This is a genomic window from Nonomuraea sp. NPDC050451 (assembly GCF_044458585.1).
Map to the genome: position 1 here is coordinate 645338 of NZ_JBITHZ010000002.1, position 19009 is coordinate 664346.

13 protein-coding genes and 1 tRNA gene are annotated in these 19009 nt (G+C 71.7%); 11 read left to right on the top strand and 3 right to left on the bottom strand.

Annotated elements, in window-relative coordinates:
* The first annotated feature begins 30 nt into the window (after nucleotides 1-30).
* Nucleotides 31-981, top strand: a complete 951-nt coding sequence (locus ACIBI9_RS09035) for a ferrochelatase (protein ID WP_397221393.1) — start codon at nucleotides 31-33, stop codon at nucleotides 979-981.
* On the opposite strand, the gene ACIBI9_RS09040 is transcribed toward ACIBI9_RS09035, so the two are convergent.
* Nucleotides 972-2153, bottom strand: coding sequence for a lytic transglycosylase domain-containing protein (locus tag ACIBI9_RS09040; RefSeq protein WP_397221394.1), 1182 nt, complete (start codon nucleotides 2151-2153; stop codon nucleotides 972-974). The genes ACIBI9_RS09035 and ACIBI9_RS09040 overlap by 10 nt on opposite strands.
* 93 nt (nucleotides 2154-2246) lie before the next feature.
* On the opposite strand from ACIBI9_RS09040, the gene ACIBI9_RS09045 reads away from it, so the two are divergent.
* The 5 genes from ACIBI9_RS09045 to sepH all read left to right on the top strand — a co-directional run bounded on the left by ACIBI9_RS09045 (nucleotide 2247) and on the right by sepH (nucleotide 9382).
* Nucleotides 2247-3449 (top strand): MFS transporter, encoded by a 1203-nt coding sequence (locus ACIBI9_RS09045; protein WP_397221395.1) that lies wholly within the window; start codon nucleotides 2247-2249, stop codon nucleotides 3447-3449.
* Between the two features lie 54 nt (nucleotides 3450-3503).
* A complete protein-coding gene (locus ACIBI9_RS09050) occupies nucleotides 3504-4229 on the top strand; it encodes a polysaccharide deacetylase family protein (protein ID WP_397221396.1) in 726 nt (241 codons plus the stop codon).
* Between the two features lie 42 nt (nucleotides 4230-4271).
* Nucleotides 4272-5549, top strand: coding sequence for a D-arabinono-1,4-lactone oxidase (locus ACIBI9_RS09055; RefSeq protein ID WP_397221397.1), 1278 nt, complete (start codon nucleotides 4272-4274; stop codon nucleotides 5547-5549).
* 79 nt (nucleotides 5550-5628) lie between these two features.
* Nucleotides 5629-6573 (top strand): S8 family serine peptidase, encoded by a 945-nt coding sequence (locus tag ACIBI9_RS09060; RefSeq protein WP_397221398.1) that lies wholly within the window; start codon nucleotides 5629-5631, stop codon nucleotides 6571-6573.
* Between the two features lie 160 nt (nucleotides 6574-6733).
* Nucleotides 6734-9382, top strand: a complete 2649-nt coding sequence (sepH, locus tag ACIBI9_RS09065) for a septation protein SepH (protein ID WP_397221399.1) — start codon at nucleotides 6734-6736, stop codon at nucleotides 9380-9382.
* 201 nt (nucleotides 9383-9583) lie between these two features.
* Here sepH and ACIBI9_RS09070 read toward each other — a convergent pair whose 3' ends face one another.
* Together ACIBI9_RS09070 and ACIBI9_RS09075 are read right to left on the bottom strand one after the other, a co-directional pair.
* Nucleotides 9584-11041 (bottom strand): PH domain-containing protein, encoded by a 1458-nt coding sequence (locus ACIBI9_RS09070; protein ID WP_397221400.1) that lies wholly within the window; start codon nucleotides 11039-11041, stop codon nucleotides 9584-9586.
* Between the two features lie 218 nt (nucleotides 11042-11259).
* Complete coding sequence (locus tag ACIBI9_RS09075; RefSeq protein ID WP_394490395.1) at nucleotides 11260-11781, bottom strand: PH domain-containing protein; 522 nt, start codon at nucleotides 11779-11781, stop codon at nucleotides 11260-11262.
* A 666-nt stretch (nucleotides 11782-12447) separates the two neighbouring features.
* Between ACIBI9_RS09075 and ACIBI9_RS09080 the strand changes: the two genes are divergently transcribed.
* From ACIBI9_RS09080 to ACIBI9_RS09100, 5 genes are all read left to right on the top strand, one after another.
* Nucleotides 12448-12960 (top strand): YbhB/YbcL family Raf kinase inhibitor-like protein, encoded by a 513-nt coding sequence (locus ACIBI9_RS09080; protein WP_397221401.1) that lies wholly within the window; start codon nucleotides 12448-12450, stop codon nucleotides 12958-12960.
* Nucleotides 12961-13143: 183 nt separating this feature from the next.
* The gene (locus ACIBI9_RS09085) at nucleotides 13144-14562 is read left to right on the top strand and encodes a hypothetical protein (RefSeq protein WP_397221402.1); all 1419 of its coding nucleotides are present in this window, start codon (nucleotides 13144-13146) and stop codon (nucleotides 14560-14562) included.
* A gap of 78 nt (nucleotides 14563-14640) precedes the next feature.
* Nucleotides 14641-16848, top strand: a complete 2208-nt coding sequence (locus tag ACIBI9_RS09090) for a SulP family inorganic anion transporter (RefSeq protein WP_397221403.1) — start codon at nucleotides 14641-14643, stop codon at nucleotides 16846-16848.
* Between the two features lie 512 nt (nucleotides 16849-17360).
* Nucleotides 17361-18773: a hypothetical protein gene (locus ACIBI9_RS09095; protein ID WP_397221404.1), complete on the top strand. Its 1413-nt coding sequence runs from the start codon at nucleotides 17361-17363 to the stop codon at nucleotides 18771-18773.
* Between the two features lie 41 nt (nucleotides 18774-18814).
* Nucleotides 18815-18893 (top strand) — tRNA-OTHER (locus tag ACIBI9_RS09100).
* Nucleotides 18894-19009: the final 116 nt, after the last annotated feature.

The following is a 19009-nucleotide window of genomic DNA, read 5'->3' on the forward strand; positions in this document are numbered from 1 at the left end:
AGTCGCTGGGGAGCCCAATAGGGTGGTCGCGTGGGAACTTACGACGCGTTGCTGGTTCTGTCGTTCGGCGGGCCCGAGGGACCCGAGGACGTGCTGCCGTTCCTGGAGAACGTCGTGCGCGGCAGGGGGGTGCCGCGCGAGCGGCTGCTCGAGGTGGCCGAGCACTACCAGGGCTTCGGCGGGGTCAGCCCGATCAACCAGCAGAACCGCGACCTGGTCGAGGCGCTGCGCCCGATCGCCGGCGTGCCCGTCTACTGGGGCAACCGCAACTGGCACCCGTTCGGCGAGGACACCGTCCGCCAGATGAAGGCCGACGGGATCAGGAAGGCGGCCGTGTTCGCGACCTCGGCGTTCGCGGGCTACTCGAGCTGCCGCCAGTACTACGAGGACATCGCCAGGATCTCCGTCGAGGACGGCCCCGAGCTGGTCAAGATGCGCCACTTCGGCGACCACCCGGGGTTCGTGGCCGCGATGGCCGACCACACGCGGGCGGCGCTCGAACGGCTCGGCCGCGACGACGCCAGGCTGGTGTTCACCGCCCACAGCATCCCCGTCTCCATGGCCGAGACCGCGGGCCCCTCGGGCGGCCTGTACGAGGCGCAGCTGCGCAGGAGCGCCGAGCTGGTCAACCAGGCGCTCGGCCGCACGCAGCCATGGGACCTGGTCTGGCAGTCGCGCAGCGGCCCGCCGCAGGTGCCGTGGCTGGAGCCGGACGTCTGCGACTTCCTGCGCAAGACGGACGCCCGTTCGGTCGTGCTGGTGCCGATCGGGTTCGTCTCCGACCACATGGAGGTCGTCTACGACCTCGACACCGAGGCCAGGCAGGTGGCCGCCGAGCTGGGGCTGCCCATGGAGCGGGCGGCGACCGCCGGCACGCACCCGCGCTTCGTCCAGATGGTGCGCGAGCTGATGGACGAGCCCGAGCCCGTCCCCTGCGCGCTCACCTGCTGCCCTCCTCCCCGTAGACGCCCTCAGGCGTAGGTACGGGCGTAGGCCTGAGCGATCCCCATGACCTTGTTCACGTAGTCCCACGAATGGTTGTAGAACCAGATCGCCTTGCGTAGCTTCTCGCCGCCCTGGCCGGCGCCGTTGGCACACAGGTAGTTGGCGGCGCCGGGCACCGCGTCGTACGGGCTCCAGATGTCGGCCTTGCCGTCCCCGTCGCCGTCGACGCCGTAGTGCTTCCAGGTGGCCGGCATGAACTGCATGGGTCCGAGCGCGCCCGCGCTGGACGGGCCGTTGTTGCGGCCGTGGCTGCTCTCCACCTGCCCGATCGCCGCCAGCACCGTCCACGACAGCCCCGGGCAGCGGGTGGCCGAGGCCTTGTACAGATCCAGGTAGCTGCCCGGGCGGCCCACGTTCACCGTCGTCTGCGGCTTCTGCTGCTTCGGCGTACGGTGCGCCGCGTCCAGCATGACGACCTGCGAGCCCTTGCCGAGCACCTTGCGCACCCCGGCCTCGCTGATCTTGCCGGCCTTGCCGTGCAGCAGCACCGCGACCCCCGGCGCGAACCCCAGCGACTTGCCCAGGTCCGCGCTCACCAGCCCGTCCACGCCCATGAGCCCGAGCGTGGCCGAGGCCGCCACGCGCAGCCTGGGACCGCCGTCCACCTGGTACATGGCGCCCAGGATCATCCCGAACTTGCGCATCGCGCTCGCGTCGGTCACCAGCTCGCCCCTGGCCAGCGCGCTCCACACGGCGGGCTGGTCGGCGACGGGCTGCGGCGTCCAGGAGCGGAAGTCGGCGGGGTCGACGGCCAGCAGGTTCAGGGCGGTGCCGGCCACCTTGACCGCGCCCGCGTCCACCACGATCACCTTCTGCACGTGCTTCAGCCCGCTGAGCGCGAACCTCTTGCTCTTCGGCACCGCGCCCGCGGCGATGGCCAGCACGCGCGGCGGCGTCGCGGTGACCCCGGGGCCGCCCTGGCCGAAGTCCTTGACCGGCTCCTTGACCGGCGCGGCCGTGGGCACGAGCTGGTCGAGGCGCGGCGAGGGCTGCTGCGGCCGCTGCGTGGGCTTCCTGCGCACAGGCTCATTCGCGGTCTTGACCAGGTCGTCGCCCAGGATCACGACGACTCCGCCGGCCGCGGCCGTGACCACGAGCACGGCGGCGACCATGAGGATGACCGCACGGAACGAGGGAAGACCGGACACTCGGGACACGTTAACCCACGCGGCCGCTAAATCACTTGCCATCCGGACATACGGTGCGCCATGGTTACTTGGCTCAAGTAAGGGGGAAACGGCGTGGTCGGGCCTTACCGGGGATTGTTCGACGGGCCCGGCGTCAAGGGATTCGTGCTGGCGGGATTCATCGGCCGCATGCCGATGTCGATGCTCGGCATCGGGGTCGTGCTGCTGGTCTCCGCGCTCACCTCGTCGTACGCCACCGCCGGCGGCGTCGCCGCCATGACCAACCTGGCCTTCGCCGTGGCCGCCCCCATGTCGGGCCGCCTCGTGGACAGGTTCGGGCAGGGCCGGGTGATCCCGCCGTTCGCCGTCGTCAACGCCCTCGCGCTGGTCGCGCTGATGCTGTGCGCCGGGTTCGGGCTGCCCGACTGGACCCTGTACGCCTCGGGCCTGCTCGTGGGCGCCACCTCGCTGTCACTGGGCTCGATGGTGCGGGCCCGCTGGTCGGTCATCCACGGCGGGTCGGGCAAGCTGCACACCGCGTTCGCCTTCGAGTCGGTGGTGGACGAGGTCATCTTCGTCACCGGGCCCGCGCTGGTCACGGTGCTGGCCACCGCCGTCAACCCGTACGCGGGGCTGGTCGTGGCCCTGGTCTGCATGCTCCTGGGCGCCCTCACGCTGGCGGCCCAGCGGCGCACCCAGCCGCCCGTGCAGCCGGTCAAGTCGGCGGCGGGCTCACCCATCCTGATCCCCGGCATCGCCCTGCTGGCGTGCGTCTACCTGGCGCTGGGCGCCGTGTTCGGCTCGGTCGACCTGATCACGGTGGCCTTCGCCGAGGAGCACGGCGCGAAGGGCGCCTCCGGGTTCCTGCTGGCGGCGTTCGCGGGCGGGTCGATGGTGTCGGGGCTGTGGTTCGGGTCGAGGAGCTGGCAGATCTCGCTGCGCGGGCGGTTCGTGCGGACGCTCGGGCTGTTCGTGGTGGGGCTCATACCGATCATGTTCATCGGTGACGCGCGGATCATGGCGGCGGCGTTGTTCCTGGCCGGTTTCGCCATCTCGCCGACGCTCATCACGGGCTTCTCGCTCACCGAGCGGCTGGTGCCGCCGTCCCTGCTCACCGAGGGCATGGCGTGGATCTCGACGTCGATCGGGTTCGGCGTGGCGGTCGGCGCGTGGGCCGGCGGGCGGCTCACCGAGATGTTCGGCGCGTCCAACGCGTACGCCTTCTCCTGGGGTTCGGCGATCCTCGCCGCGGTCGTGGGCATCGGAGGTTCGGGTTTGCTGAGACTTCCCGAGGCTCCTTCACCCGCCAAGAGTTGATCCGCTACGGTCGGGACATCCCTCGCAACACCCATCTCATTGGAAGCATTACCTATGTCCCGACAAATCAGTTCACTTCTAGCTATCGCGGCTGTCTGCGTCACCCTGGCCCCGGCGCCCGCCTTCGCGCAGGCGCCTAAGAAGGCGGCGCCCGTCGACTGCGAGCAGGTCAAGTGCCTCGCGCTGACGTTCGACGACGGGCCCGGCAAGTACGCGGGAACGCTGCTCGACACACTGAAGAAGTACGACGCGAAGGCGACGTTCTTCCTCGAGGGCCAGTACGTCAAGAGCCGCCCCGCGTTCGTCAAGCGCATGGTCGCCGAGGGCCATGAGGTCGGCAACCACAGCTACAGCCACCCCGACTTCACCAAGGCCGAGCCCGGCACCATCAGGAACGAGATCAAGAAGACCCAGGACGCGGTCAAGAAGGCGGCGGGCGTCGAGCCCAAGCTGCTGCGCCCGCCGTACGGGCTGGCCGACCTGCAGGTCTCCGACATCGCCGCCGAGTTCGGCATGCCGATGATCCTGTGGACCGCCGGCTCCGAGGACTGGGCCAGCAAGAACGTCGACGCCATCAAGAAGAAGACCATGGAGGTCGCGCAGCCCAACGGCATCATCCTGATGCACGACTGGGTGAAGCAGACCGTGGACGCGATGCCGGCCCTCATCAAGTCGCTCCAGAAGAAGGGCTACACCCTCGTGACGGTGTCCGACATCGTCAAGGGGCAGAACCTGCAGCCCGGCGACATCTTCCCGGTTCCCGCCGGCTGGGAGAAGTGAGTATCGTTCGCGCTTAACCGAATGACGCTCTGGAGGGGTGCCATGACGTTCGCGAACTGGGCTCGCAACCAGTCGGGCACCCCCGCCGAGGTGCGTACGCCGGCCTCGGTCGAGGACGTCGTACGCGCCGTGCGGGACGCCGCCGCCTCGGGGCGGCGGGTCCGCATGGTGGGCACGGGCCACTCCTTCACGGGGGTGGCCCTCACCGACGGCATCATGCTGCGGCCCGGCGCGCTCACCGGGATCAGGTCATGGGGCGACGACCGCGTGACCGTGCTGGCCGGCACCCCGCTCCGCGTGCTGAACGAACTGCTCGACGAGCGCGGCCTGGCCCTGGCGAACATGGGCGACATCACCGAGCAGACCGTCGCGGGCGCGATCCAGACCGGCACGCACGGCACCGGCCGCGACAGCGGCGGCCTCGCCGACCAGGTCGCCGAGCTGGAGCTGGTGCTGGCCGACGGCTCGGTGACGACGGCCGGGCCGGGCGAGGACCTGTTCGACGCGGCCAGGGTCGGGCTGGGAGCGCTCGGGGTGCTGACCGCCGTGACGCTCCGGGTGGAGCCCGCGTTCCTGCTGCACAACCGGCGGCGCAAGCTGCCGCTCAGCGAGATGCTCGACTCGCTCGACGAGCTGACCTCGGCGAACGAGCACCTCGACTTCTTCTGGCTGCCGCACACCGATGCCTGCCTGGTCAAGACCAACAACCGCAGCCAGGGCCCGGCCCGGCCGCCGAGCGCGTTCCGGCACTGGCTCGACAACGTCTTCCTGGAGAACACCGTCTTCGGCGCGGCCTGCGCGCTCGGGGGCCGCTTCCCCGACCTGATCCCGCGGATCAACGCCGTCAGCGCGGCGGCGCTCGGCGACTCGGAGTCGGTCGACACGTCGTACAAGATCTTCACGGCGCGGCGGGACGTGCGCTTCCTCGAGATGGAGTACGCGGTGCCGCGCGAACGCCTCGGCCAGGCCCTGCGCGAGACCAGGGACCTGATCGACCGGATGGACTGGAAGATCACGTTCCCGGTGGAGGTGCGGGTCACGCCGCCCAGCGACGCGTGGCTGTCCACCGCGTACGGGCGGGCGTCGGCGTACCTCGCGTGCCACATCTACCGGCCGACGCCGAACCCCGCGTACTTCGAGGGCGTGGAGGAGATCATGACGCGGCTGGACGGTCGGCCGCACTGGGGCAAGCTGCACACCAGGGACGCCTCCTACCTGAACAAGGTCTATCCCCGCTTCGCGGACTTCACCGCCCTTCGCGACCGGCTCGACCCAGGACGCCTATTCGGCAACGAGTACCTGGATCTCGTGCTCGGCTAACGCATCGTTAGGTAAAGAGCTTGCTCGAAAACGTGTCCCGGGATCCGCGCGGGCCGCGTGACGGGCATTCTCGTAACTCGTGCCCCGACGACTCGGCCTGCCCTCCGTGTACCTCGCCGCGGCCGTGGCCACCGCCGCCACGACCGCCGTTCCTCTCGCCATGACGCCCGCGTCAGGACTCGCCCTGCGCCCCGCCCCCACCGAGCCCACCCGGCCCTTCATCGTCACCGCACGCAGCCGCGGCGCCGCCCGCGATCTCGTCGGCGAGGTGCGGTGGCGGGTGCGGCGCTACTACACCGCCGCGCTGCCGGGATTCGCCACCTTCCTCACCGCCGCCGAGCTGGCCGAGCTCCGCTCCGACCCGCGGGTGCGCGCGGTCGAGCCCGACCGCGAGATCCGCCCCATGGCGCTCGGGAAATCCCGCCCGCTCTCCCGCTGGGCCACCGGCGCCGGCGCCACCGTGTACGTCGTGGACAGCGGCCTGGACGCGGGCCGGGCCGAGCTCGGCGACCGGGCCTGGCGCGCCTTCGACGCCACCGGCGGCACCGGACACGACTGCGCCGGCCACGGCACCGAGGCCGCCCGGCGCGTCAACGTCATGGCGCCGAAGGCCAGGATCGCCTCGGTGCGGGTGCTCGGCTGCGCCGGCTACGGCACCCTGGCCGACCTGCTGGCCGGGCTGGACTGGATCGGCAGGCACGCCCACGGCCCGTCCGTCGCGAACCTGGCCGTCGACGGCTCCGACTCCCCCGCGCTCGACACCGCCACGCGGTCGCTGGTGCGGTCGGGCGTCTTCGTCGTCGGGGCGGCATCCTCGGGCGCCTGCCGGACCGCGCCCGGCGGTCAGGCCCTCTCCGCTCACGCCCCGTATCTGGCCGGGGTCGCCGCCCGGTACCTGGAGCTCCATCCTGGCGCCGCGCCTTCCGTTCTGGCCTCTTGGCTCAAGTGCACGACAGCGGGCGGCGCGATTCGTCAGAATCCGTCAGGGGCCTCTAACCTCCACTTGCACAACGGCGGGCTCTAGAGGGATGGATTCGACAAATGTGACCGGCGTCACACCGTCCCGGGAGTATCCCAGGAAGGCGATGTTCGGACATGCCGGGTACGGTGCTGGCAGGCAACCGGCACACGCGAGAGACTCAAGGGTCCGGGGGAAGAATGGCGACGCTGACGAAGGGACTCGCATGCAGGAGCTCCGACTCGTCGCGGTGAGTGAGGACGGCACCTATCTCGTGCTGGCTACTGCCGGGCGAGGTACGCGCTTCACGCTTCCCGTGGACGACCGGCTCCGTGCTGCCGTCCGCGGCAACTTCTCCCGTCTCGGCCAGTACGAGATCGAAGTGGAGAGTCCGTTGCGCCCCAAGGAGATCCAGGCTCGCATCCGCGCCGGAGAGACGGCGGAGGAGATAGCCGCGACCGCCGGGATCCCGGTCGAGCGTGTCCGCTGGTTCGAGGGTCCGGTGCTGCAGGAGCGGGAGTACGTCGCCCAGCAGGCGCAACGCGTGGCCGTCCGCATGCCCGGGGAGGTGGCGCCCGGGCCCACCCTGGGCGACCTCGTCGCCGAGCGGCTGACCAGGCGAGGCGTGCCCACCGACGAGATCGACTGGGACTCCGCCAAGCGCGACGACGGGCTGTGGCGCGTCAAGCTCGGCTACGTGTGGAACGGTCACACGCGCCACGCCGAATGGCTGTTCGACCCGCGCAAGCGGCACGTGACGCCCCACGACGACGAGGCCATGCGGCTGTCGTCGGCCGACTTCGACCCGGATCCCGTCGTGGTGGAGGACACGACGGTGACGCCGTTCACGCCGCGGGTGGCCAAGCTGCAGCCGGTGCCGCCGCTCGCCTCCGACCCACTGCCGTTCCCGTCGGTGGTGCGCCGCGAGCCGGAGGAGCCGGCGGTCGGCTACAGCCCGCCTCCCAGGCCGTCGGAGACGTCGTACGGCCGCGCTCCGGAGGCGGCGCCCCCGTTCGAGCGCGGCGCGCCTCCACGTGAGCCTGACGCCGCCAGAGAGCCGTCTTACGACACGCCCGAGCCCGGCGAGCCCTACCGCCCGGAGCCTCCCGCTCGCGAGACCGGCTACGCCCGCCCCGGCGACACCTCGTCGCGCCGCGGCGGGTCTTCGCCGTGGCTGCCCGACTTCGGCTCCGGCCGTCCTGCCGGGCGCGACGCCGACTCCTCCATCTACGCCCCCGCCGCCACGCCCCCGGACTCCCGCACCTCTCCGCCGCCCGCCGTCGAGGAGCCGCCCGCCTCCTACGACCGGCCCCCCGCCTCAGGCCAGCCCGCCTTCGAGGACCGGCCCGCCTCCGGGGAGCAGCTCACCGCTCCGGCTCGGCCCGTCTCCCAGGATCGGCCCACGGCTCAGGACCGGCCTGCAGCCCAGGACCAGCCTGCAGCCCAGGACCAGGTCGCCGCTGAGGCCCAGCCCGTGGCCCAGGACCAGGTCGCCGCTGAGGCCCAGCGCGTCGGCCAGGGCCAGGCGACCGGCGCCGTGGTGCCGCCCGCGCAGCCCGAGGCCGCGACGCCCGCTGCGGTGCAGCCGCCCGCCGTGCCGGAGCCGTCCCCGGAGCCCGCCCAGGGCGCCCACTCCCCTGCCCGCACCGAAGCGACCAGCCAGCCGAGCACGGCCCCGGACCCGATCGCGACCTCCGAGCCGACCGCAGCGCCCGAGCCGACCGCGAGCTCCGAGCCGACCGCAGCCTCTGCTCCGGCCACGGCCCCTGAGCCGGTCGTGGCCCAGCCGGTCGTGGCCCAGGAGGCGACGGCGGCCGCGCAGCCCGCGGCGTCCACCGACGCCGTGACGCCCGCGGAGGCTGTGACGCCTGCAGAGCCCGTGACGACCCCGGAGGCTGTGGCGACCGCAGAGCCCGTGACGACCGCAGAGGCGGTGGCGACCACCGTGCCAGCGCCGCCCACCGTGCCAGCCGTCACCGAGCCAGCGGCCACCGAGCCCGTGACAACCGCAGAGCCGACGGCAGTCACCGAGCCCGCGGCGACCCCGGAGGCGACGGCAGTCACCAAGCCCGCCACCTCCGAGCCGACGACAGCTACCGAGCCCGTGGCATCCGAGCCGACTGCAGTCACCGAGCCCGTGGCATCCGCGGAGCCGACCGCAGCCGCCGAGCCGGTGACCGCCTCGGAACCGACCACGGTCACCGAGTCGACGGCATCTCCGGCACCGGCGGCGTTTGCCGAGCCGACCGCGGTCGCCGAGTCGGCGCCGGTCACCGAGCCTGTCGCATCCTCGGCCACCGAGCAGGTCGCGTCGTCGGCCACCGACGCCGAGACCACTCCTGAGCCCGCCCCCGCGCCGGCCTCCGGTACCGTCTCCAAGGCAGCGGCCGACGCGCCCACCGCCGAGCCGACGGCCACCACGCCCGAGGAGAAGGCGGCGCAGCCCGTACCGGACGCCAAGCCGCAGCCCGAGGTGGCCCCCGAGGTCGCCACACCGGAGGCCGCGATCACCGCCACGCCGGAGCCTGCCGGCGCCTCCACGCCGGAGGCCGCGAGCGCCGCCGCGCCGGAGCCCGAGCCCGCAGCTCAGGCCGCTGAGCCGGAGCCCCAGACCGCGCCCGAGCCCGAGCAGCCCGCCCAGGAGGCCAAGCCGCCGGCGCCCGCTCCCAAGCCCAAGCCCACCGAGCCCAAGACCGCACCGGCGGTCCCGGCGGCGCGTTCCGGCAAGGACCAGCCCAAGGAGGAGCCGCCCGTGCCGGTGCCGTCTCCCCCGCCCGCTCCGGCCGCCCGCCAGGCGCGCAAGGGTTCGCGGGGCCGCCGCGCCTCCGTCCCGACCTGGGACGAGATCATGTTCGGCGCCCGCCGCCAGGACTGACGCGCCCCAGCCGCAGAGACCGGCCTCGGCGGCGCACCGCCAGTCCACGACGCCACGACCGCAGCGGCTCACCGCCGCTGCGAAGGCCGGGGACCGCGACGAAGGACGGGAGCTCCTGGTCTCCGACGGTGGAAGAGGAATCGGTGCCTCGGCTCGGGACCTCCCGGTCCACCGCCAAGGGAGGGGAAACCGGTGCCGGGGTCAGGCTGTGGGCGGTGTGCTGTGGGACTCGAGGAAGGGTGCGAGCCACTCCGGCGTCACCTCGGCGGGAAACGCCGCCCCCTGGGCCACCGACACGTCGATCGCCGAGTAGCCCCCCTTCCCGGCCCCGACCCCGGCGATCAGCGTGAGCACTCCGGCCCGCCGCTGGAACCACGTCTGCCGCAGCCGCCACCCCACCACGGCCCGGCGTTCGATGACGGCGTGGGACCGCCGCAGCGACCCCGACCGCACCGCCACGCGTACCCCGTCGTAGCCGTGCCCCAGTGACCGGTACCGGTCGAGCCCCAGCGGAATCCCGACCCCCGCCAGCAGCAGCCCCAGCACCAGCAGGACCCACCAGACGATCGACCCGGTCGCCCAGATCCCCACGGCGCTCGCCACCGCCACCACGGCCCAGGGGAAGACGGCGCGGAACAGGCGGCGGTTGCGCGCGACGGGCGGGTGGCGGCGGAGTTCGGCCTGGGAGGGGCCGATGGCCTCGGCGGTCACCTGGTACGCCACCGCCCGGGGCACGTCGGGCAGCAGCTGCCCGCGCGTCTCGGAGTCGCCCAGCCCCGTGACGATGGCCCAGGCCCGCACGACCCCGGCCCAGCGTTCGGCGAGCCCGTCGACGATCTCGTAGCCGCGCACCCGGGCGGACTCCAGCGACACGCTGCGCCGGTTGATCAGCCCTCGCTCGGCCACCAGGTAGCCGTCGCGGTGCTTGAGCTTGAAGTCCCAGTTGAAGACCGCGTACATCAGCCCGCCCACGAACGGCATCGCCGCCACGAGCAGCACCGCCACGGCCACCAGCAGGTAGGGACGGTCCCAGACCCACTCCCCGGCGCTCCAGGCGGCGTCCTGGTCGAGGCCCAGTTCGTCGCCCCACTGGAACACCAGGCCCACGGCGCCCCCCGCGAGGGCGAAGGGGGTGAGCAGGTACGCGCCCGACAGCGGCCCGTACAGCAGCCACCTCCGCGGCACCCCGATGATCACCCGCTCCTTAGGGACCGCCGCCTCGGGCACCTGCGCCTCGGGCCGGGGCGCGCGCCGCAGCAGCAGCACCGACTTGAGGCGTTCGGCCTCCTCCGGCGTGATCCCGTCGAGCTCGGCCTCCTCGTCGCCGCCGCTGGCCCCGGTGTCGATCTTGAGTACGGTCAGGCCGAGCAGGCGGTGCAGGGGCGGCGTGGACACGTCGACGCCGCGGATCCGCTCGAGCGGGATGGTACGGACGGAACGGCTGATCAGCGACCGCTTGGTCTCCAGCCGGTCGCCGACGATCTCGTAGGTGAAGGTGGCCCACCTGATGATCGCGAACACCACGGTGCCCGCCACGCCCAGGGCCGCCCAGACGTACGAGTGGGCCGAGAACCCGCCCACGAACAGCACGCCGACGAGGGGCAGGAGGAGGGAGGGCAGCATGCGTACGGGGTCGATGAGCAGCACCTTGGGGCTCAACCGCAGCGGCACCCGGACCGGAGGACCCGGCGGACCGACGGGCGGACCGCTCCCGTCACCGCCTGCCGCGAGCGGCGCCCCCTGCGCGGGCCAGGAGGGAGCGCCTTCCCGTGGGTACGGCTCGCTTTCATGGGGAGGACCGGCCAGAGGATGCGGCTCGCTTCGAGGGGGAGGACCGGGCTGAGGGGGTGGGTCGCCTTGCGGTTGGCGGGGGTCGGTCATGTCGCGTCGTCCCTGAGCGCCTCGGCGCGGTGCGCCAGCTGCTCGGCGAGCCCGGCCGCCACCGCGTAGTCAAGACCCTTGATCGTCGAGGACCCGGCGTGGGACGCGGTACGGATCTCGAGCGTGGCCAGCCCCAGCAGCCGCTCCATCCACCCTTGCCCCTTGTCGACCGTCTGGATGCGGCTCACAGGCACGAACACCCACTCCCTGGTCAAGAACCCCGACCGGGCGTAGACGACGTCCCCTGAGAGCTCCCAGCGGTGCACGGCGTACCGTACGAACGGCTCGGCCACCAGGAACGGCGCCGTCACCAGCACGACCGCGGCCGGCAGCAGCCAGGAGTTGTCCGCGAACCAGCCCGGCACCCACGACCAGCCGCTCCCGCCGACCCACCGGGCCACCAGCAGCGAGCCGCCGAGGAAGAACACGAACGCGACCAGCGACTCGAGCAGCCACAGGCGGACGGCTTTCGGCGAGACGCGGTTCGCCGGATCGCGCAGCGGGCCAGTTGACGTCACAAGGCCAGCTTAGGGCGCGCGGGCGCAAGGCGATCAGTCCGCGAGCCGGTAAAGATCGACCGGGATTCCCGGCGTGTCGGCCGACGCGCCCCTCCGCCCCGGTGCCATGCTCGGTGGCGGCCGGCCGCAGGCTGTCGAGCTAGGCCACGTCGGCGGCGCCACGTACGTGCCAGCCAGGCCCGGCCAGCGCATGACCGCACCACCGCGCAAGCGCCTCACGCAACGTGGCAGCCGCCGTCCACCCCACGTACCACCCACCCGCGCCCCCAGACCGCCGGGCCAGAGCCACCCAAATCACCGCGAGCTCCTACATCTATGGACCGATCCGACGCACCTGGTTTTTTGCGACATCGCCGTGACCGAAAACGGTGTCCGTTTTGTCGGATCCGGGCGCACGGTCCCGTCCTCGTCCCGCCGTATCGAACCAGCAGGCCAGGCCGCGTCCCGAGGCGTGACCCGATCGGCTTCCCCAACAGACACGCAGGCCACTCCTGTGGCCAACCTCACTCGACGGATCCCGCGATTCTGACCCGTTTCGGATCCTTTACCGAGCACCGACCATCGAGAAACGGTCTGCGCACCGCCGAGAGCCGCGTAGCATCGTCCGGCATGGGGCTGTGTAACGCGGCAACACGTATGCGGCGCATCGCCGTCAGTGTGACGGCGGTGACTGCGGCGTTCGCGTTGGCCGGTTGCGGCAGCTTCATCGGCAGATCTCAGGCCAAGGACATCGCGGAGATCAACGTCTCGAGCCCGGAGTTGCGGGAGGGCAAGCCGCTCCCCGCCGAATACTCCTGCAGGGGCGGCGAGGGCAGTCCTCCGCTGCGCTGGTCGAGCCAGCCGCTGTCCGAGGCGAAGTCGATCGCGATCGTGGTCGACTCCCACACATCGTCCGATTCGGCCGTGAACTGGGTGCTCTACAACATCCCGGCGACCACGACCGAGCTGGGGCCCAACGCCGCGGCCGACCCCCCTGAGGGGTCCGGCCAGGCGAAGGTCACCGGCGGCAAGGAGGGCTACGAGCCGCCTTGCACAAGCCCGGGCAGCTATCGCTTCACCGTCTACACGTTGAACGGCAAGGTCGACGTCCAGAAGGGTGCCGAGCTCCCCGACATCCTGAAGAAGATCGCGGACAAGACCATCGCCCGGGGTCGGCTCACAGCGGTCGACATCCAGTGAGAGAGCGAACACAGCAGGTAGTCCGGTGTACCAATTCTTCACGTAGGGTGTGACAACGCTCATAGTGGTCCGACACAATCAGATCCAATCGTTAGGCACTGGTGATCAAAGGGGGCAGGTCGCGTCGATGGCCGCGCGATCTCACCGGCGCCGAAGGGAGGCCATGGCTTTGAGGGTGGTGCAATGATCGCGGTCGTAGTGAGCTTGGTCGCCGTCGTGCTCCTCGTGCTCGTCGTCGTGGCACTGGGCATGCGTTCAATGAGCCGCCGGGAGAGCTCTCTCCCTCCGGAACGGCTGAAGGAGATGGCCGAGAAGGAGGAGAGGACCCAGACGCGGTCCACTGACGAGTTCGCCTCGCACGAGCCTCGCATGGCCAATTTCAGCCCCGATTTCAGCCCCATCGGCGAGCGCGAGCCCAAACCGGTGCGCACCGGTCAGCGTGGCAGGCGTGGCGTCGACGAGTGGGGCAACCCGAGCACGGATGACGACGACGAGGAGTTCTGGGCCAACATCCGCAGCGACGCGGAAGAGGGCGGCTTCGGCGCGGGTGGCACCGTGGCGGCCAGGAAGGCCTCCTCCCGTCCGGTCGAGCGTGAGAAGCCCGCCGAGCGCCCCGCGACCCCCAAGCGTCAGGAGCGCACCGCGAAGCCGCGGCCGGCCGCCGCCTCCGCCGCCGTCGACCCCGACGCGACCACCGTCCAGGCCCCCCTGCCGCAGCGCCAGCCGGCCTCCGCCGCGGCCAACCTCGCCGACCTGGTGGAGCCCGCCAAGCGCCCCGTTCCTTCCCAGTCGGAGCTGGCCGACCAGCGTACGGTGACGTTCGCGGCTCCCACGGCCGACGTGATGAGCATCCTGGGCGCGGGCGCCCAGCCGGTCCCGTCTCCCCGCCCCGACTCCCTGTCGTCCAACAACTCGCCCAGGAGCGGCACCGGCGCCTTCCCGGCGACCCCCGCCGCCAACGGCACCTTCCCGGCCAACCCGGTGAGCCGGCCCGGCGGGAGCGGTTCCTACCCCGCCACCCCCGCCTCGAGCGGCTCCTTCCCCGCCCAGCCCGCCCCCATCCACGGCGCGCCCACGAGCGACCCGTTCCCCGCCTACAACAACGCGGCCGAGACCACCTGGACCAACCCGCCCGCGACGCCCTCCTCGTCCGGCTCCTGGCCCGCGCAGCCCGACATCCTCGACGACCCCTCCCCCGCCGCCGGCTACGGCTCGGGGACCTCCTGGCCGGCGTTCGAGCAGCCCGCCGCGCGTTCGTCCTATCCCGCCTCGTACGAGGTGCGCTCCGGCTGGGCCGTGGCCGACGACACCGACCCGCTCACCGGCCCCTCCCCCGCGTCCGGCACCCCGACCGTGCCCGGCAGGGCGGTCTCGGCCTACGACGACGTGCTGTCGTCGACCCCGGTCCCCCCGACGCCACAGGGGGCCCCGTTCGCGTACGAGACGGGCGACATCACCACCGCCCCGGCCGCCGCCTGGCCGGAGCCGCCGTCGAGCGCGACCGCGTGGCCGACGTACGGCTCCCAGAACGGCAACGGCAACGGCGGCGGCAACCACCGTCGCGGGTCCGACCAGGAACACCCGCACGACTACTACCGGTGAACGCACGCGCCCATTAATGGGTAAAACCAGCGTGAGACACCCTTAAAGCAGGGTCGACGGAGCAATAGGGTTTGCTCCATGATCCCCGACACGAAGAGTAGCTGGCTGAGCACCCTCCGGCATGACGTGCCAGCCTCGCTCGTGGTTTTCCTCGTCGCGGTGCCCCTGTCCCTGGGCATCGCGATGGCCTCCGGCGCGCCGCTGGCCGCCGGTCTGATCGCCGCCGTGGTCGGCGGGATCGTGGCGGGCGCGCTCGGCGGGTCCGCCGTACAGGTCAGCGGGCCCGCCGCCGGGTTGTCGCTGGTGGTCGTGGATCTCGTACAGACGTACGGATGGCGCGCCACCTGCATGATCACTCTGCTGGCGGGCGCCGTGCAGCTCCTGCTGGGCGTGTTCAAAGCGGCCAGGGCGGCACTCGCGGTGTCGCCGGCGGTCATCCACGGCATGCTGGCGGCCGTCGGCGTGATCATCGCCCTTGCCCAGCTCCACGTGGTGCTGGGCGGCAGTTCGCAGCGTTCGGCCGTGGCCAACCTGATCGAGCTGCCCGGCCAGATCGCGAACCTGCACGGGCACAAGGTCGCCGTCGGGCTGCTCACGATCACCGTCCTGGCGGTGTGGACGCGGCTGCCCAAGCGGGTCAAGGCCGTGCCCGCGCCGCTGGTGGCGCTGCTCGCGGCGGCGGTGACGGCGTGGGTTTTCGACTGGGACGTCACGCGCGTGGACCTGTCCCGCAGCGTCACCGAGTGGGCCTTCCCCGTCCTGCCGCACGGCGACTGGCACATGATCGCGGGCGCGGTGCTGCTGGTGGCGCTGCTGGCCGGGTGCGAGTCGCTGCTGTGCTGCGTGGCGGTGGACGGGATGCACGGCGGCCGCCGCGCCGACCTCGACCAGGAGCTGACCGGCCAGGGCGTCGCGAACATGGTCACCGGCGCCCTCGGCGGCCTGCCGGTGGCGGGCGTGATCGTGCGCAGCACCGCGAACGTGCAGGCGGGCGCGCGTACTTGCTGGTCGGCGATCCTGCACGGGGCGTGGGTGCTGGTGTTCGCGATCGGGTTCGGCTGGACGATCAAGCTGATCCCGCTGGAGGCGCTGGCGGGGTTGCTGGTGTTCATCGGCGTGCAGATGGTGAACCTGGGTCACATCCGGAAGGTGCACGGCCACGGCGAGGTGCCCGTCTACGTCGTGACGATGCTCACCGTGATCGTGCTCGGGCTCGCCGAGGGCGTCGTGATAGGGCTGATCCTGGCCGCGCTGCTCGCGCTGCGCCGCCTGACCTGGGTCACGGTCCTGAAGCACGACGGCGGCGACGGGCGGCTGCACGTGACGGTCTCCGGTTCGCTGACGTTCCTGGGGGTGCCCAGGCTCACGCACGAACTGCGGACGATCCCTCCGGCCACCTCCGTGGACCTCGACCTGAACATCGACTTCATGGACAACGCCGCCTTCGAGGCCATCCACTCCTGGCGGCTGGACCACGAGCGCATGGGCGGCACGGTCGACATCGACGAGCTGCACGACGAGTGGTACACGCTGGCGGCCAGCGGCGCGCGCATGTTCCCCGTGAAGTCGCCGCCCAAGGTGCCGGATCGCTGGTGGCTGCCGTGGTCGCACCGCCGTCGTCCGGTCCGCCCCTCGGCTCCCGACGTCGCCGAGGCGGAGTGCCTGCTGACGGCGGGGGCGCGCGAGTACCACCGGCGTACGGCGCCGCTGGTCCGGCCCATCTTCACCGAGCTGGCCCGCAAGCAGCAGCCGTCGCACCTGTTCATCACGTGCGCCGACTCCCGCATCGTGCCCAGCCTCATCACCGCCAGCGGCCCCGGAGACCTGTTCACGGTGCGCAACATCGGCAACCTGGTGCCGCGCCGGGGCTCCGAACCGCACGACGACTCGATGGTGGCCGCGATCGAGTACGCCACGCAGGTCCTCGGCGTACACACGATCACGGTGTGCGGGCACTCCGGGTGCGGCGCCATGGCGGGGGTGCTGAGCGGCGGGGTGCAGGCAGGCAGCCTGCCGGGGCTGAGGAGGTGGCTGCGGCACGGAAACCACAGCCTGGCCAGGTTCATCGAGACCGAGGGCGACCGGCTGCACAGCGGCGCTCTGGACGTGCTCTGCCGGGTCAACGTGCAGCAGCAGCTGGAGAACCTGCGCACGTACCGGAAGGTCGACGAGCAGGTGCGCGCCGGGAAGCTGGAGCTGGTGGGGCTGTTCTTCGACATCGGCTCGGCCAGGGTCCACATGGTGCCGCCGCTGCGCCCCGCCGCCGAGCGGACGATGAGCGTGTGAACCGTTCTGAGTAATCCTGCGCAGACGCGGCGCCTGGGGCGGATTAGTGTCGCGGGAGCCGGCGAGGTTCTCCACATGCCCATGGCGCTCCTCGCGACACCGGTCCTGACTCCCAGGGGCCGGAGGGGCGGAGGTGCCCACTGTCAAGCCATGGCCCCTAAGCGGGCCCGCCGATGGTAGCGAGACAGCGGGGTGTCACCTCCGCCCCTCACCACATCTCCCAAAGCCGCGCAGCGCAGATACTCCTTGATCGTCATGAAGTAACGTTCATGAGTCGGCCCGGCCCAGGCCCGCGAGGCGGCCGGCGACGTCGCCATCGCGGGTGGCGCGGGCGCGTCGTCCCTGTGATCTTCGGCAGGGCCAGCGGTTGTCAGACCGCCTCCTTGAACCGCTCGGCGACGCCTCGGACAGCGCCCTCATCACCCACCTGAGGTACCGCGTGATCCGGTAGCCCAAGATCGCTTCAGGTAAACCAGTCGATCCCAGCGGCCGACGTCGTCATGATGGCGGCCATGAGAAACCGCAACCGGCGGTCAGGGTCCCGTCGGGAGATCATGGCCGAGCTGCACGGTTCGCTGGATCGCCGTTACCGCCCGGAAGACGTCGCCGACCTGGTGCTGCAGGCGCTGGAGGGACGGCTGACCCGGCGCGAACGCGTGGTGCTGGAACGCGCGGCCAAGCATTCCTCACGGGGCGCGGCCTGGTTCTCGTCCATGTCGACCGACTACGCCCGCCCGGTGGGCGGGGCACGGCAGGTGGCGGCGACCACCCGGTTGTTCGGGCAGTCGGCGGAGGTGGATCCGGACGATCCGGAGTCGCTACTGGAGTACGCGGCGAATGTCGGCCGCTCGATCCGATGGACTCCGGCCCGTACCGACTTCCTCGCCGACCGGCTCAACCGTCAGGCCCGTGACACGGCCGGGATGGACCTGTCCAAGCGACAGTACAACCGGCGGTTCCGGATGCTGCGCAGGCTCTCGGCCAAGGCCGGGACGCTCGCCGTCGAACAGGACAAGCGGCGCCTGCTCATGGTCGGGGTCACCGGATTCGCGGCCGAGGTGCCGTTTGAGCGGTTCGCCACGGACATCGACGCCGCCTGCTTCGTGGCGTACTACACCGCGCGCCGCAAGCTGCGCAGGGAGTTCAGCCTGACCGGGCGGGACAACCCGTTCGACGAGATCGCTTCGCTCCTGCTGGATCGGTGTACGAGCCACTCCGACTGGTGGCTGATAGCCCAGGTGCGCACCAGCGCGGACGTCCTGGAGCATCTGAGCGAGGAGGATCGGGGCCTGCTGCTCGGCCGCTGGTCGTCGGTCCTGCGGCACAGCGCGGCCATGCTGCGCGAGCGCTGGAGGCCGGACACCGACCGCGGGACGATGATCGTACGGCGCGGCCATGACTCGACCACCTGGAACAACCTGGCAGTCGCCTACAACGCGGCCCGGGCGGGCTGGCTTGCCTGCCTGGCCGCGCTGAACGCTCTGCGGCTGCTGGATGCGGCGTGTCCCGGCAAAGTGATGCGGCTCATGGCCGCCGACCTGGCCGCCTGGCACCGCGCCGACGGCGGCGACGTCGATCCCAACACCAAGGTGTGGGCGGCGCTACCGCCGCCGTGGGAGGTCCTCGACGGCAGCGCCAGCTGCACGCGCGTCGATGTCGAGTCGGCCTGCCGCCGCGCCGGTCTCGATCCGGCCTCGTCCGGCTGGACGGCGCCCGCGCCGCCCCGCGCCGCGGCGGTGTTCCGGCCAACGCCGGAGCTGGTGCACGGCGTCACCGTCGCCGATCCGGTGTGGGCGCAGCTGCTGCGCCGTGCTGGCGTGTTCAGCGGCAAGCACGTGAAAGACGAACTGGCCACCGACGCTCTGCACGGGCTCGGATCCGGAGTCGTGATCAGCGACCTGCCCGTAAAGGATCACCCCGCATAAAAGGGTGGCGTCAGCCGGTCGGCCTCGAGCAGACTGGACGCGGCCACGCCGTAGTTCAGTGGTAGAACGCCTGGCTCTTCTTCCAGGTGGACGCCGGTTCGAGCCCGGTCAACGAGGCCGCTGAATCCGCCGTTGCCAGCATGTTTCACCATCGTGGGCAATGGAGTGAGGTGCCGATGCCTCCGCCCCTCACTCGGGTAATGCAATGACCGAATGGGTACGTAGCCTCACACAGA